The following is a 13,998-nucleotide window of genomic DNA, read 5'->3' as shown; positions in this document are numbered from 1 at the left end:
GAAAGGTGCCTCCTTTTAATCCTTACTAAATCTATCGTCTTTCTTTATATACTAACAGATTGTGGCTTTCATGCAAAGTGGAAGAAAGTAATTTTCTCTAAATTTCCACCTTTTCGGTCGAATATTGTCGGGCTCATTCTGAAAGCATCACTTTCTTTAACGTACTAGTCACTATATGATACGAAAGCCCATTTTGTCACGCCTATATACAAGGGGGTCAAAAGAATGTGGGCTATCGAGCCTTTGTTCATTTTAACCATATGAAGATTAGATATTCTACTCATAATGAATTAAAGTTTTTGGCATATTCTTGGGACGAGGCAGTGAGGATGTGAATAGAATCGGCGTAAAAAAAGAAAGACCTCAGAAAAGGAGCCTCCCTTCTCTGTGGTCTTTCTATAGATAGGTGGATACGATCTATCCAACACCAGCCAAATTCACCAACGGCTGCACATACGGACGGCTGTCATACAGCGGAATTCTAACCTCAAAGGAGCTTCCAATTCCCAGCTCGCTTCGCACCCGAATGCTTCCATTGTGAAGCTCAACAAGCTCTCGCACAATGGCTAGCCCCAAACCGGATGAGCCTTTATGCTTCACGGGTCTGCCTCTCTCCACTTTGAAGAAGCGCTCCCAGATGAGCCCTTGATCATCCGGTGATATCCCAATTCCCGTATCGGTTACCGTGATGAGGACATAGCCTTCCGACGGAACCGCCATCGCCTTCAGTTCGATCGTTCCGTTCTCGGTGAACTTAACGGCATTTTTAATCAAATTGTTTAAAATTTGTTCTAGCCGATCCGGATCTGCGTGAGCCTGTGGCGGAAATTCATCCACAAGGCAGTGAATAAACGTCCCGCGGAGTTCTGCTTCCGGTTGAAATTTAAAGGCCAGCTTAGACAGCATTGCCTGAACATCGACCGCCAACCAGACAAGATCGATTTCCTTATTTTCCAGCTTCATTAAATCGGTAATATCATCGACTAGCCTGTTCATATGTAGGGTTTCGTTATACATGATCTCGTAATATTTGTCCCGCGCTCCTTCTTCAATCAAACCATCCTGAAGCGCCTCCAAAAAGCCCTGCATCGCCGTAAGCGGTGTTCGCAGCTCATGGGAAACATTAGCCAAAAAGTCATGCCGCAGCTGATTCAGCTGCCTCTTCTCCAGATCAACGCGCGCAAGCTGCTCCACCATGTGATTAATGGTCGTTGCTAGCTCACCAATCTCATCCTTGGAATCGATTTGAATTCTCTCGCTATAATCACCGATGGCAATCTTGGCTGCGGCCTTGTCAATCTGTTGAATGGGCCTCGTAATAGACCAGGATAAGTAGGAGGATACACCAAATGAAAAGAAGATACCGAGCAGGGTAACCCAAAGGATGGTTTCTCTAAGCTGAGCGATCGTCTCATTCATCCCTTTAAGCGGCGAATGCAGGACAATACCACCGTATACGTCGTTGTCTTTTCCCCATGGGACCGCAATCGAAAGCATGCCTTCTTTAAAACCTTCGGATTGATGCCAAATGGTGGGTTCACCTTTTAGGACTTGGTTGACCACTTTAGTGCTGACGACCTTGCCTACATTCACCTCATCCTTTGAAGAGGTTGTAACGATATTTCCATTTAAGTCAAATATCCAAATACGCGCATCAAAGGCTTCATCGAAAAAGCGCAGCTGCTCCTTCAGTCTATCACTCGGTCCTGTCTGATTTTGAATGGCGAGATTTACCTGCTTCGCTTGTCGGATCATCTCATTACTTTTGGAGTTGACGATATAATCCTTGGCAAACAACGAAATAACGAGTCCCACCGCACATAGCCCAAGAAGTACAGTAACGATGGAGCTGGTCAACATTTTGCGGAGAATGCTTTTATTTGGATTTAGGAACATGCAGCTACCTCAAATTTATAGCCCACTCCCCAGACTGTATGAATGCAAACATGATGACACGGGCTTAATCTTTCACGAAGTTTTTTAATATGAACGTCCACCGTTCTCATATCGCCTAAAAAATCATATCCCCACACCTGCTCCAGCAGCTGTTCTCTCGTAAACACATCACCCGGAGATTTCGCAAAAAAGGCAAGCAGTTCAAACTCCTTGGGGCGCATGTCAATTTTCATATTCCCCGCAAGCACCTCTCGGCGGGTCACATGTATGATTAAATTATCAAACTCATATTGGACGGGTTCCAACTCAATAATCGGCTGTCCCTTCTGCATTCTGCGTAAAATCGCTTTAATCCGCGACACCAGCTCCCTCGGACTGAAGGGCTTGGTCATATAATCGTCGGCGCCCAGCTCAAGGCCCAGCACCCGATCAAACTCATCGTTCTTCGCCGTCAGCATAATGACCGGCACATCTTCATAACGCTTGGTAATCTCTCGGCACGTTTCATACCCGTCGAGCCCGGGCATCATCACATCTAGTATCACGATATCAGGCTTAACTTCTGCTAACATGGTCAGGGCCGAGACGCCGTCAGGGGCTTCGATTAATTCGATAAGCTGCTGACGGAAATAGAGCCGGATGATTTCTCTCACATTCGGGTCATCATCCGCAATCAACACTTTCCAAGTCACAAGCGGTTCACACCTTTCTATGATCCTTTCATAGATTTCTGCAACTATTTCCATTTTAAGGGGGTATCCGAGGTAGTTTCATTTATATTACATAATAGAAATGACCTAATGACCCTTGAAAATTGTGATAAGAATCCGCTTTTGTCCTTTGTTTCTGGCTATTATAAAACAAAAAAAACAAAGCTATCTCTTAGGTCTTCTTAGACCTTAGAGACAGCTTCGTTTAGGTGAGTACTTGCCAAATAGTGAATCCTAGAGTGACTTATTGGTTAAAAAGAATACTATTCCTCTAGAAGTAGTAAAATCTACTTACGTGACTCCCTCATAAGGAGTTACTTTCACCACGAAGAGAGTGCCGTTCTTTTCCATGTATTCGGTGCCACACAAACATAGACATACCCGTCATCCCATGCCATCTCCCCCACTTCTCCGGGGGCAGTAGAAGAGGCTGGCGTCATCGATTTTCTGATGCGGATGCTGTCATCACTGACGTCCAACTTGGTCTTGGCGTCTGAGTTTCCGATACCGATATTACCGCTGCTGCGGTTAATCGTTAATGGATTGTCCAGTGCTTTACCGTCATCCGAATAACGGATAATTTGCAGATTGGAGCCGGCATTTCCTCCCGTTTCCTCGGAGGTATCTGCACGCATTGACCAGCGAGGCGTTGTCACATTTCCATCGTCCGATTTGGCCCAAGTCAGATCACGATTGACGCCGCCGGTTCCAGCAATTCTTAGAATCCCGTCCATCACATTGAAGTTAGAGGAATGCGTCCGAATCTCAGCCACGTCCTGGTCGAACGGAATTTCCAAACGTGTAAACAGCTCATTCGCGTTTTTGCCGTCAGGTGCCATCGTGGTTTCAAACGACATATGATTATGATCATGCTGCTCCGGGTTATTCGCTTTGGCATGAGCGACGATAGCCGCCTTGTCCTTCCCAGTCTCATCCAACCAAGAGATGGCCGGCTTCGCTCGGTCTTTCGTCCACTGCAGCCGAATGAGATCCGACAAGTGGCCTTCCGAGGAGATCCACTGCTTATCGGTAGAAAGGTGAATCCGATCATTATGAGGAACCTCAAGGCCTCCTCCCGGTAGAGACGATTCCTGAAAGGTGCCCGTCGCCGTCTGATGGCCGCCTGTCGAAGCAAAAGCCATTCCTGACACACCGATCGCCGCACCAGCCAACAGAGAGATTACCAAACCTGCTTTTTTCATTTTGCATCCTCCTCCTTTTTGTTCATCGAACCCACTCAGCGATTAGCGTTCAATAGGTCGATCCATCTCACGTAATCATGGACAGCGATGCCGATATAGCTCGGATAAGGGGAGAGGCTTTCCTTGACCTGTTTTAATTCCGACTCCATAAGCGAAGCATTCGACTTATAAAAGGTCGTATAATCGGCTTCCGTACTGGGCAATGTATCCACGGCAATGACCGCCCGTTTCTTCAGCGTGGCTGCTTCTAAAATGATGGATTTGGCTCTGGCAATGATGCCGTTGCTGCCGAGTGCCTTATTACGATAAGCCATAATGACGACACTATCTGCCTTCTCCAGCAGCCAAGCGCTAAAGGAATAGCTGGATCCCGGAACGGTAACGCTGTTGATCCAAAAGGGAATATCGAAAGCCATCGTCATGTTGCGATCAGAGCTCTTCACTCTCGATTCAATGAATCGGATTGTATCCATCCACCGTTCCAGCACCCAGGTCTGATTGACCTTCCACTTGTCCAATGTGTAAGGTTCAATATCAAAATGGAACCCTTGGAAGCGTTCTAGCGCATCTACTGAAGTGTTATATTGCGTAACCGCAGCCATCCATTGCTGGATATAGATATGGTTTTCCTCATAGATCCAATCCCTTTCGCCGGCCAGCGCCTCAACCTTGATGCCCTGACCACTCGCTCTGCGGATGAAATTCCGGTAAACATCCTGACTCGGATACTTTTCAAAACGCAGATAAATAGCAGTCAGTTTTTGGCTCGCCGCAAACTGGAGGATACGGTCACCATCTGTCTCAATCAGCTTGCTGTCCCAGATCCATGTGGACCTTTGCGCTTTGTCCGCCGAAGTGATTAGTACCAAATTTCGTTCTCCCACCCAATCGACATCGGCCCCGAGGCTCTCACTAACAGCTCTCAGCGGAACCATGGTTCGGTCCTTTTTAAGGACAGCCGGCGAGTCTAGTTCGACCTGCTTGCCGTCAACCGAGGCATTTTTTTGACCTATGGTTAATATTGATGTTGCGTGCTGACTGCGAAAGGTTACTTGCATCGAGGAACGATTCCATGCCACTTCTGCACCCAATTTTTCGGCAATTTCTCTAGCCGGCACCATCGTACTCCCCGTCTGTTCATCGATGTACGGCTGGGCATCCATAAAGGCTATCTTTTCCCCATTGACCTCAACCCCAAGCTCATTGATAAGAGAGTACACTGGGAAAAATAAAGGAAGGCTTGTTAACATTTGAATAAGTACCAAGCATACAATCGTCTTCCTCATAGGGACTAACGGATTAAACCATGCTATATTCAAGCTCTTCCTTTACCACCTCTACAATGCCTTCCACATAGCCGGACAACTCCCTTTCATCCGGTCCTTCCGCCATCACACGCACCAGTGATTCCGTGCCAGAAGGCCGCACCAGTACACGGCCGCGGCCGGCCATCTCATTTTCCACCCGACGGATGACCGCATCGATTCGGCGATTGCCTTCCAGCTTGTACTTATGGATCACTCGTACATTAACCATCAGCTGAGGGTATTTCACGACAGGGGACACTAGCTCGGACAAAGGTTTCCCTTCTTGAAGCATGACCTGCAGCAGTTGAACAGCCGATAACAGGCCATCGCCTGTCGTCGAATGATCCAGCAAAATGATATGTCCAGAAGACTCGCCGCCCAAGTTGTACCCGCCACTTTGCATCGCTTCCATGACATGCCGGTCTCCGACCTTGCTTTTTAGCGAGTTCACACCGATGGTTTGCAGCGCTTGATGAAAGCCAAGGTTGCTCATAACGGTAGAAACGACCGTGTTTTGACTCAGCCGGCCCTGCTTAGCCAGATGAGCGGCCAGGATGTAGAGGATGTGATCCCCGTCCAAAATCTCGCCTCGTTCATCAACCGCAATCAGCCGGTCAGCATCACCGTCGAACGAAAGTCCCGCATGCGCTCCATGTTCCAGCACTGCCTTACACAGATGCTCCGGATGGGTTGAGCCGCAATCCTGATTAATATTTAAACCGTCCGGCTGATGATGCAATAGAATCGTCTCCGCACCCAATTCAGCAAATAGCTGCGGAGCTAGCAAGGAAGCAGCACCGTTCGCACAGTCGAGCACAATTATGCAGCCTGTCAGAGGTACCGTAGCCGTTGACTTCACGTAGCTCACATAGTCCAGCGCTCCCTGCGCATCATCACGCAAGGTACCAACCCCCGCTCCCGTTGGGCGGGAATTCCGATGCTCATCACCCTGCAGGCTGCTCTCAACTTCCGCTTCCCACGCATCTGGCATTTTGAAGCCATCTCTGCCAAAAAACTTAATCCCGTTATCCTCCACCGGATTATGTGAGGCAGAGATCATCACCCCTGCATCCATGCCCGAGTGCCGTGTAACATAAGCCACACCCGGCGTCGGTAGTACACCCAGCCTTACGGCATCCACCCCGGCCGATAACAACCCGGCAGCCAAAGCTGCTTCTAGCATATGCCCAGAGATGCGGGTATCACGTCCGATAACGACGGTGGGCCGATGACCTTCACCGCTGCGCGTCAGCATGAAGCCAACAATAAGCCCTAATTCAAAAGCCAACTCTGGCGTTAACTCGCGGTTGGCAACTCCTCTGACGCCATCCGTACCGAAAATAGCTCCCATATCAGCTCTCCTCCCTATGGCTTTTTAAGCAAAAATCCCTATATGTTCATAAAAGGCTCGATTCGCCTCCTCCAACTGTTCAGGAGTGTTAATCCCCATCACTTCTGTCGGATCCTCGAGAACCATCGCCTCGAATCGCTTCTGACCGCCGGAAATACCGGTCTCACGCATCACCTTCACGATATCGGTCAAGTAGTACTCCTGCTGCGCATTGTCATTGGTAATGCCAGGGAGCGCTTGAAACAAGCTTTCATTATCGAAGCAGAAAATCCCCGTGTTAATTTCGGTAATCGATTTCTGCTCAGGCGTTGCGTCCTTCTCTTCAATGATATCGACAACTTCGCCGCTTGCAGAATCTCGGATAATTCTTCCATAGCCGGTTGGATCGGGAACAATCGCGGTCAACACTACGCCAGCACTTGTGTGTGCACGCTGGTCCGCTAGCAGCCGTTCAATGGTCGATTGCCTGATGAGGGGCGTATCGCCCGTAAGCACCAAGGTCGATCCGCTGCGGTTACTGAGCAGACGTTCCGTCTGATGAACGGCATGTGCCGTTCCAAGCTGGTTCTCCTGCTGGACATAGGTAACCCGCGTTCCCAAGCACTTCTTCACCAGCTCTCCCCGATGCCCGATCACGGCCACAATCCGAGTGATCGGCATCGCTTCCAGCTTGCCCACCAAACGGCCGATCATCGGTACCCCTCCAACGGGATGAAGCACTTTGGGCAGCTCCGATTTCATCCGTGTGCCTTTCCCTGCAGCTAACACAATAGCGAATGCTTCCATGTGTGGTTCAGCTCCCCTCTGGATGGTTATTCAACCGTCACGCTTTTGGCCAAGTTGCGCGGTTTATCAATATCGTTCCCCAGGGCCAAGGAGGCGTAATAAGAGATTAACTGCAGCGGCACGACGGCCAATATCGGTGCCAAAAGCTGAAGGGACGGCGGGATGAAGCAGATTTCATCTACGCTATTCAGCAGCCCGACATTACCTTCCACCGTAATCCCCATGACATGTGCGCCACGGGCCTTAACTTCTTTAATATTGCTAACTGTTTTTTCGTATAGATCCATATGTGTAGCCAGGGCAATCACCGGCGTATCCTTCTCGATCAGCGCCAATGTGCCATGCTTTAGCTCACCGGCTGCATAAGCCTCCGAGTGGATATAAGAGATTTCCTTCAATTTGAGAGAGCCCTCAAGTGCAACAGCGTAGTCCAACCCTCTTCCGATAAAAAATAGGCTGTCCGCATCTTTGATCGATTCGGCATACAGCTTCACGTCGTTGGCGTTTTCCAGCACCTTCTCCACCTGAACGGGAAGTGCCTTCAAGCCTTTGATCAGCTCCGCATGAAATTCGGTAGACAGCGTCTTTCTTTCCTGTGCCAAGTAAATGCTGAACAAATAGAAGGCGAGCAGCTGAGCGGTATACGCTTTGGTCGAGGCTACGGCAATTTCCGGGCCGGCCTTCGTTGCGATGACATAGTCCGCATCTCGTGCAACTGAACTGGTTGGCACATTCGTAATAGCTAACACTTTCGCGCCTTGCCTTCTGCTCTCTTGCAGGGCAGCGAGCGTATCCGCCGTTTCCCCAGATTGGCTCACGACGATGACGAGCGTACGGTCCGTGATGATCGGATCCCGATATCTGAATTCCGATGCGATATCGCACTGCACCGGGATCCGCGTTAGCTTCTCAAGGACCGTACTGCCGACAAGTCCGGCATGATAGGCGGTGCCGCAAGCCACGATAAAGATTTTATCCACCTGTAGGAACATGCCTGCTGCGTGCACCAATTCCGGGAAAATCACCTTGTCCTGGTCATTGATGCGCCCGAGCATCGTATTACGCAGTGTTAACGGCTGCTCGTGAATTTCCTTCAGCATGAAGTGCTCAAACAGTCCCTTCTCCACCTGATCTGCACGCCAATCAATATGCTGCAGCTTACACGCCGCCGGTTCCCCTGTCTCGACCTTCGAGATGGAGATACCCTCCTGTGTAATGACGGCCAAATCGCCATCCTCCAAAATACATACCTCACGGGTATATTCAAGAAGAGCGGAGATGTCTGAAGCAATGAAGTATTCTCCCTGACCCGCACCAATCACAAGCGGACTTGATTGTCTGACCGCGATAAGCTTATCCGGCTCATACTCCGTCATGACACCAAGGGAGTAAGCCCCTTGCAGTCTCTGAATGACCGCGAGCATCGCGGTAAAGAGGTCGCCTTCGTAATGCTCAGCAAGTAAGTGGGCAATGACCTCGGTGTCGGTCTCGGATGCAAAGGTGACACCCTTTTGCTCCAACTCTTTGTTTAGCTCCATATAGTTTTCCACGATGCCGTTATGCACGACAGTGAATTTACCCGACATATCTGTATGTGGATGGGAGTTAGCATCCGACGGTCTGCCGTGAGTAGCCCAGCGTGTATGACCGATGCCAACCGATCCTTTCAACGGCTCCTTATCCAGCTGATCCGCTAAGTTGACCAGACGTCCTTCCGCCTTGCTAATCTTGAGCTGATCCTGCACCAATACCGCAATCCCCGCGGAATCATATCCTCTATACTCCAGCTTGCTTAATCCGTTCAGCAGAATGGGCTGCACATCTCGCCTTCCGATATATCCTACAATGCCACACATCTTTGTTTTCTCCTCTCTCTTCTAAAATGCGTTTAAACGCCTACAGCGAGCCTCACTTCTCGCTTGCGAATACCTGTACCCAATCTATAAATATTGTCCCCATGAATGTCTACAAAAGCGTTGCGCGTATCGATAATCGGCACACCCAGATCTGCCAGTTCACGGTTATTGAAGCAGCGATGATTCGTGATCAACACCATGCTGTCATATTCAGCAAAAGCGGACAGATCGTAGTTCACAGATTGTACCGTATTCCCTTCTTTATCGAGGAAGGACACGGCATGCGGATCATAATAGTCCACTTTCGCTCCGCTCTCCTGAAGAAGCTCGTACAGCTCCAGCCCTGGCGATTCACGGAGATCGTCCACATCCGGCTTATACGCCATGCCTAGAATGAGAATCTTCGAATTGCGGATGGATTTCGCATACATATTGAGAATCTGCGAAGCTTTATAGCGGACATACTCCGGCATATTATCATTGATGGATTGCGCCAGCTCGATAAACTTGCTGTAGAAACGGAATTCCTTCGCTTTCCACGATAAATACATTGGATCCAGCGGAATGCAGTGACCGCCAATGCCAGGTCCCGGATGGAACGGCATAAAGCCAAACGGCTTCGTCGAGGCTGCCTTAATGACCTCCCAGACGTCAATGTCCATTTTGTCGCACATCATCGCCATTTCGTTAATGAACGCAATGTTAATACTGCGAAACGTATTTTCTAGCAGCTTGGACATCTCCGCTACTTTCGGCGAGGAGACAGGTACGACGTCCTTCACGACATGGCTGTATAAGGTTACGCCAAGGTCGATGCACGCTTCCGTCGTTCCACCGATCACCTTTGGCGTATTAAACGTGTTGAATTTAGGATTACCTGGATCAACCCGCTCCGGCGAGAAACAGAGAAAGAAATCCTTGCCCACCTTGAGTCCTTGCGCTTCCAGCTCGAACTGGATGAGTTCCTCCGTTGTTCCCGGATAGGTGGTGCTCTCTAAGATGATCAAAGCTCCACGCTTAAGATTCTTCTTGATTTCCCGGACGACACTCTGAATATAAGAGGTATCCGGATCTTGGTTTTCACTAAGCGGGGTCGGTACGCAGATGGAGATCGCATCCAGCTTTTGAACCGTATGGTAGTCATCCGTTGGAATAAACCGGCCGGACTCGATCGCTTTCATCACTTCTTCGCTCGGAACGTCTTGAATATAGGACTGGCCGCTTTGAAGTGACTCTACCTTCCGGAAATCGAGATCGATACCGTATACCGTAAACCCGCCCTTCGCCATCTCCATGCATAGTGGCAGCCCTACATAGCCGAGACCAATGACCCCGATTTCGGCCGTTTTTGTCTGAAATTTATATTTTAATTGGTTATATGCGTTCATTATGATTCCACCCTCTCATGGTTTCTCGCTTATTAGTTCAGACGGGAACTCAGTTTCTTGATTCTCCACTCCAGCTCCGAAATGGAGAAGGGCTTCGTCACATAATCGGATGCGCCCAATTCGAAGGCACGGTCCATACTTTTGGGCAGCTGCTTATCCGTAAGCACGATGACTTGTCCTTCACCGTCATAATCCCGCTTGATTTTGTCGATCAACTGGTATCCGTCAAGAATCGGCAGGTTCAGCTCCGTGATCACCAAGTTCGGCATAGTTTTCTCAAATTTCTCGAGGGCTTCACTGCCGTCCCTGGCCTCTTCTACCTTGTAACCGTTAATCTCAAGTCGCAGCTTGACAAACTCTCGGCTCACCTCGTCCGGATCGGCGATAAGAATCGATGTAATTCCCTGTTGAACCCCATGGTTCATGAACAGGTGAATATCTCGGCTCTCCCCTTTCCCTTGCAGCGTCGTTTGGAGCAGCTGTGACATCGACAGTTCCGTCAGCTCCCCACTCTCTGGGAAGCTGGCGACTGCCACCTGACCTTCGAGTAAATCTTGCTGTTCCAGAAACTCTTTGAGCACGAGCGATGCATAATGGGTATTGATAAGCTTTTGCCCGGACAGCACGATTCCGAGAAGGCCGCTTGGATCTAAGTAGAAGCAATGAAGAGGTGCCTCCGGCTCAAAGCCGCTCACATAGGATTGCATTTGTTCCAGTACTTTCTGGCCCACCGCTGCGCATGGCGCAAGGATCATCCCATAGGGAGCACCTTTTTCATAGGAAACCTGAACTCTTTCTGCTAATTGCAACATCGCTTCTTGAATCGGATCATGAACTAATACCGCCATCTTCTCCACTCCTCTTATCTATTTATTAAAATTGGTTCGGACCATCGTTCCCCACGAGTTGTTATTGCGCAGGAATTGGACATGTCCGTTTAACCTCCACCAAACACCGATTTGCCGATACCCTGCAAACATTAAGAGCGAATACAAGAGCATCTTGTTCAGGTCACGCAGCTTGGGATATCGGCTGAAGGCCGCCTCTTCAATAAATAAGGCCCCCAGACTTAAGGTAAAGCAGGAAAATAGATTGACTAACGAAAAGATAACGACCGTGTACCAATCCGTCATATTCAGCATCCAGTAGCCCAATATAGCCAACAGGCCGCTGAGGCGGAAATACGGATTCAGTGTTTCAAACACAATGTTATAGGGAAGTGTCAGCATCCCGAATATTTTGTATTTCGGGCGCAGCACCATGTGAATACCTTCTTCAATCATATTTTTCAGATTTCCCCGCCCCCAGCGCTTACGCTGGCTGCTCAAGATTCGGTACGAATCAGGGGCTTGCGTCCAACAAACGGCATCCGGGCAAAATGCTACCCGATACGGGATTTTATTGTCCAAGCAGTAGCGGTGAAGCTTAATGACAATGTTCATATCTTCACCGGGGTAGCCCCCACGGTAACCGCCGACGGCGATGACCTTTTCCTTTTGAAACACACCAAAGGCGCCCGAAATAATAATGAGGCCATTGACCGCACTCCAGCCGATCCTGCCGCCGAGAAAAGCCTTCGTATACTCGACATGTTGCAATGCCGGCAGCAGCTTACGAGGAAATTGCACATCCTTCACAATGCCGTCTTCCACCGTGCAGCTGTTCACGATTCGAACATTGCCCCCAACGGCGATCGTTTCCTCAGGATTTTCCATATAAACCCGGGCAATCCGCGTTAAGGCGTCCTTTTCAAGCAAAGAATCCGCATCGATCGTGGAGATCAACGCATAATGGGAGAGATTGATACCTGCGTTTAGCGAATCCGCCTTCCCGCCATTTTCTTTATCTATGAAAAATAGATTGGGATACTCGGGATTATGGTACACCCCTCTGATTTTTCCGGTCTTAATGGAGCTGGAGAGCACCGGATGAACGAGCTCCAGCTTGAACTCCTCAAGCATGCACTTCAAGGTCCCGTCCTGTGAACCGTCATTGACGACGATCACCTCATATTCCGCGTAATTGAGCGCCAGCAGCGATCTTACATTCTCAATAATGGTTAATTCCTCGTTATAGGCCGGAACCAACAGGGAAACTGGCGGGAGCTGGCTGGAACTGGATAGCTTATTGATCCGATTGTACTGAATTCCACGCTTGATCGAGAAAATATGCCGAATCGAAAATCCGAAGATGAAATAATAGAGCAGTGTGACGAGAATAACGTAAAAGATCGCGACGTAACTGTAATAGAGCAAAAACTCCCTTAACCCGTGCAGGAATGAATCCAACACGACTTGATATCCGAAAACCCACATGTTTACACAACCCTCCTATACAACACGATAGATACGTTTTGACCTGTGAAATACTTTGTCATAGGTGTACATGAGCAGGTTATATTGCATGAGCTTATCCCAATTGTGCAGCTGCATAGACAGATGCTTGAGCTCATCATCAATTAGCTGCTGCATGAACTGCCCGCGTTCCATACCTTGAACTGCTACTGCACTCTCACAAAGCGCCGCCATACCTTCTTCTCCCATACGGAGCAGCCCTTTAGCCGACGCATACACAATTCGCTGATCGGCGTCGTTCAGACTGCTTCTCATCAGTTCGACGTAAGCTGGATTTTTGATGTCGGCCAAAGTCTCTATCGTCAATCGGCGAATGCTGAGATTTGAATGATTCAGCAGCTTGCTCACGATGTTTCTAGGCAGCAGACGAGAGCTTTTCAGGTACAAATCCACCGCTTTGATTTGAATGTCTTCCTGCTCGGAATCCATGAGACGATAGACCGCAGAGGCTGCAGCCGGATCGGTATGGACATTGAGCCCAATCAGTCCAATCCGCACGTAAGCTGGATTTTTATGACTCACATAGCCCGTGTACAAGGAACCAGCATCTACTTCCGAGTCGGCTATCATATCGACAATTAGCTCGTAGTATTTCTTGTTGTGCTGAAGGAGAATCTGAACCATGGCTTCGAGCTCCTTCTGGCTGGTGGCACACTTAGCGACAGCGCGGGCCACCACAAACAGAGACGAATTGAGCGGATGCTCCTTTAACATGTCCAGTAAAGCCGGCACTGCCTCCTTCACCCGCATGCATCCCAAATGATACGCTGCATCCAGCTTCACCCGATAAGTTCGGCTGCTAAGGCGTTCCATATGGTGGAGCACGAGCCCCAGATCTAAGCAAAGCTGAACCAGCTTATGCCGCTGTTCGCCCGAGAAGATTTCCATCATATCATTCAGCTTTTCCTGCATCGCCTCTCTTTCCACCACGTTCATCGTCCAGGGAGGGGCCCTTAACGGCTCCGTCCCATCCAGATTGGCTTGCACATACGTCAGGTAATCCTTAAACTTCGTTTGGAAGCGGTCGTTCCCTTTTCTCCTTCTTATACTTCTTAATTTGATGGCATAAATGATGACCACACAAACCAGGTTAAAAGCCAAAATGATATATAACGCTTGTATGGCTGCATTCAGATTGGTGTACACAC

11 protein-coding genes are annotated in these 13,998 nt (G+C 49.1%); all 11 read right to left on the bottom strand.

The genetic code is table 11. The features are described 5' to 3' along the window. Positions 1 to 417: 417 nt before the first annotated feature. The 11 genes from A8709_RS02395 to A8709_RS02345 all read right to left on the bottom strand — a co-directional run bounded on the left by A8709_RS02395 (position 418) and on the right by A8709_RS02345 (position 13,996). Positions 418 to 1,896, bottom strand: coding sequence for a sensor histidine kinase (locus A8709_RS02395; protein WP_065850599.1), 1,479 nt, complete (start codon positions 1,894 to 1,896; stop codon positions 418 to 420). Continuing rightward, positions 1,887 to 2,642 carry a response regulator transcription factor gene (locus A8709_RS02390; protein WP_084224609.1) on the bottom strand — a complete coding sequence of 252 codons (756 nt, stop codon included), beginning with the start codon at positions 2,640 to 2,642 and terminating at the stop codon, positions 1,887 to 1,889. The genes A8709_RS02395 and A8709_RS02390 overlap by 10 nt, the downstream gene beginning before the upstream one ends. Before the next feature lie 284 nt (positions 2,643 to 2,926). Continuing rightward, the gene (locus A8709_RS02385) at positions 2,927 to 3,808 is read right to left on the bottom strand and encodes a hypothetical protein (protein WP_065850597.1); all 882 of its coding nucleotides are present in this window, start codon (positions 3,806 to 3,808) and stop codon (positions 2,927 to 2,929) included. A 35-nt stretch (positions 3,809 to 3,843) separates the two neighbouring features. Further along, complete coding sequence (locus A8709_RS02380; RefSeq protein WP_141692396.1) at positions 3,844 to 5,127, bottom strand: copper amine oxidase N-terminal domain-containing protein; 1,284 nt, start codon at positions 5,125 to 5,127, stop codon at positions 3,844 to 3,846. Next, positions 5,108 to 6,466 carry a phosphoglucosamine mutase gene (gene glmM / locus A8709_RS02375; protein ID WP_065850596.1) on the bottom strand — a complete coding sequence of 453 codons (1,359 nt, stop codon included), beginning with the start codon at positions 6,464 to 6,466 and terminating at the stop codon, positions 5,108 to 5,110. Before glmM ends, A8709_RS02380 begins: the two co-directional genes overlap by 20 nt. Positions 6,467 to 6,490: 24 nt before the next feature. Then, the gene (locus A8709_RS02370) at positions 6,491 to 7,252 is read right to left on the bottom strand and encodes a sugar phosphate nucleotidyltransferase (protein ID WP_065850595.1); all 762 of its coding nucleotides are present in this window, start codon (positions 7,250 to 7,252) and stop codon (positions 6,491 to 6,493) included. Between the two features lie 26 nt (positions 7,253 to 7,278). Further along, the gene (glmS, locus tag A8709_RS02365; RefSeq protein WP_065850594.1) at positions 7,279 to 9,108 is read right to left on the bottom strand and encodes a glutamine--fructose-6-phosphate transaminase (isomerizing); all 1,830 of its coding nucleotides are present in this window, start codon (positions 9,106 to 9,108) and stop codon (positions 7,279 to 7,281) included. 32 nt (positions 9,109 to 9,140) lie between these two features. Continuing rightward, on the bottom strand, positions 9,141 to 10,496 hold the full coding sequence (locus A8709_RS02360) for a nucleotide sugar dehydrogenase (protein WP_065850593.1): 1,356 nt from the start codon (positions 10,494 to 10,496) through the stop codon (positions 9,141 to 9,143). A gap of 32 nt (positions 10,497 to 10,528) precedes the next feature. Further along, on the bottom strand, positions 10,529 to 11,344 hold the full coding sequence (locus A8709_RS02355; protein ID WP_065850592.1) for a response regulator: 816 nt from the start codon (positions 11,342 to 11,344) through the stop codon (positions 10,529 to 10,531). Positions 11,345 to 11,362: 18 nt separating this feature from the next. Beyond that, positions 11,363 to 12,811, bottom strand: a complete 1,449-nt coding sequence (locus A8709_RS02350; RefSeq protein WP_065850591.1) for a glycosyltransferase family 2 protein — start codon at positions 12,809 to 12,811, stop codon at positions 11,363 to 11,365. A gap of 15 nt (positions 12,812 to 12,826) precedes the next feature. Beyond that, complete coding sequence (locus tag A8709_RS02345; RefSeq protein WP_065850590.1) at positions 12,827 to 13,996, bottom strand: HEAT repeat domain-containing protein; 1,170 nt, start codon at positions 13,994 to 13,996, stop codon at positions 12,827 to 12,829. Positions 13,997 to 13,998 lie beyond the last annotated feature (2 nt).

The organism is Paenibacillus pectinilyticus (assembly GCF_001700435.1).
In the GTDB taxonomy this organism is placed as follows: Bacteria; Bacillota; Bacilli; order Paenibacillales; family NBRC-103111; genus Paenibacillus_E; species Paenibacillus_E pectinilyticus.
This window is presented reverse-complemented; position numbering and strand designations above follow the sequence as displayed.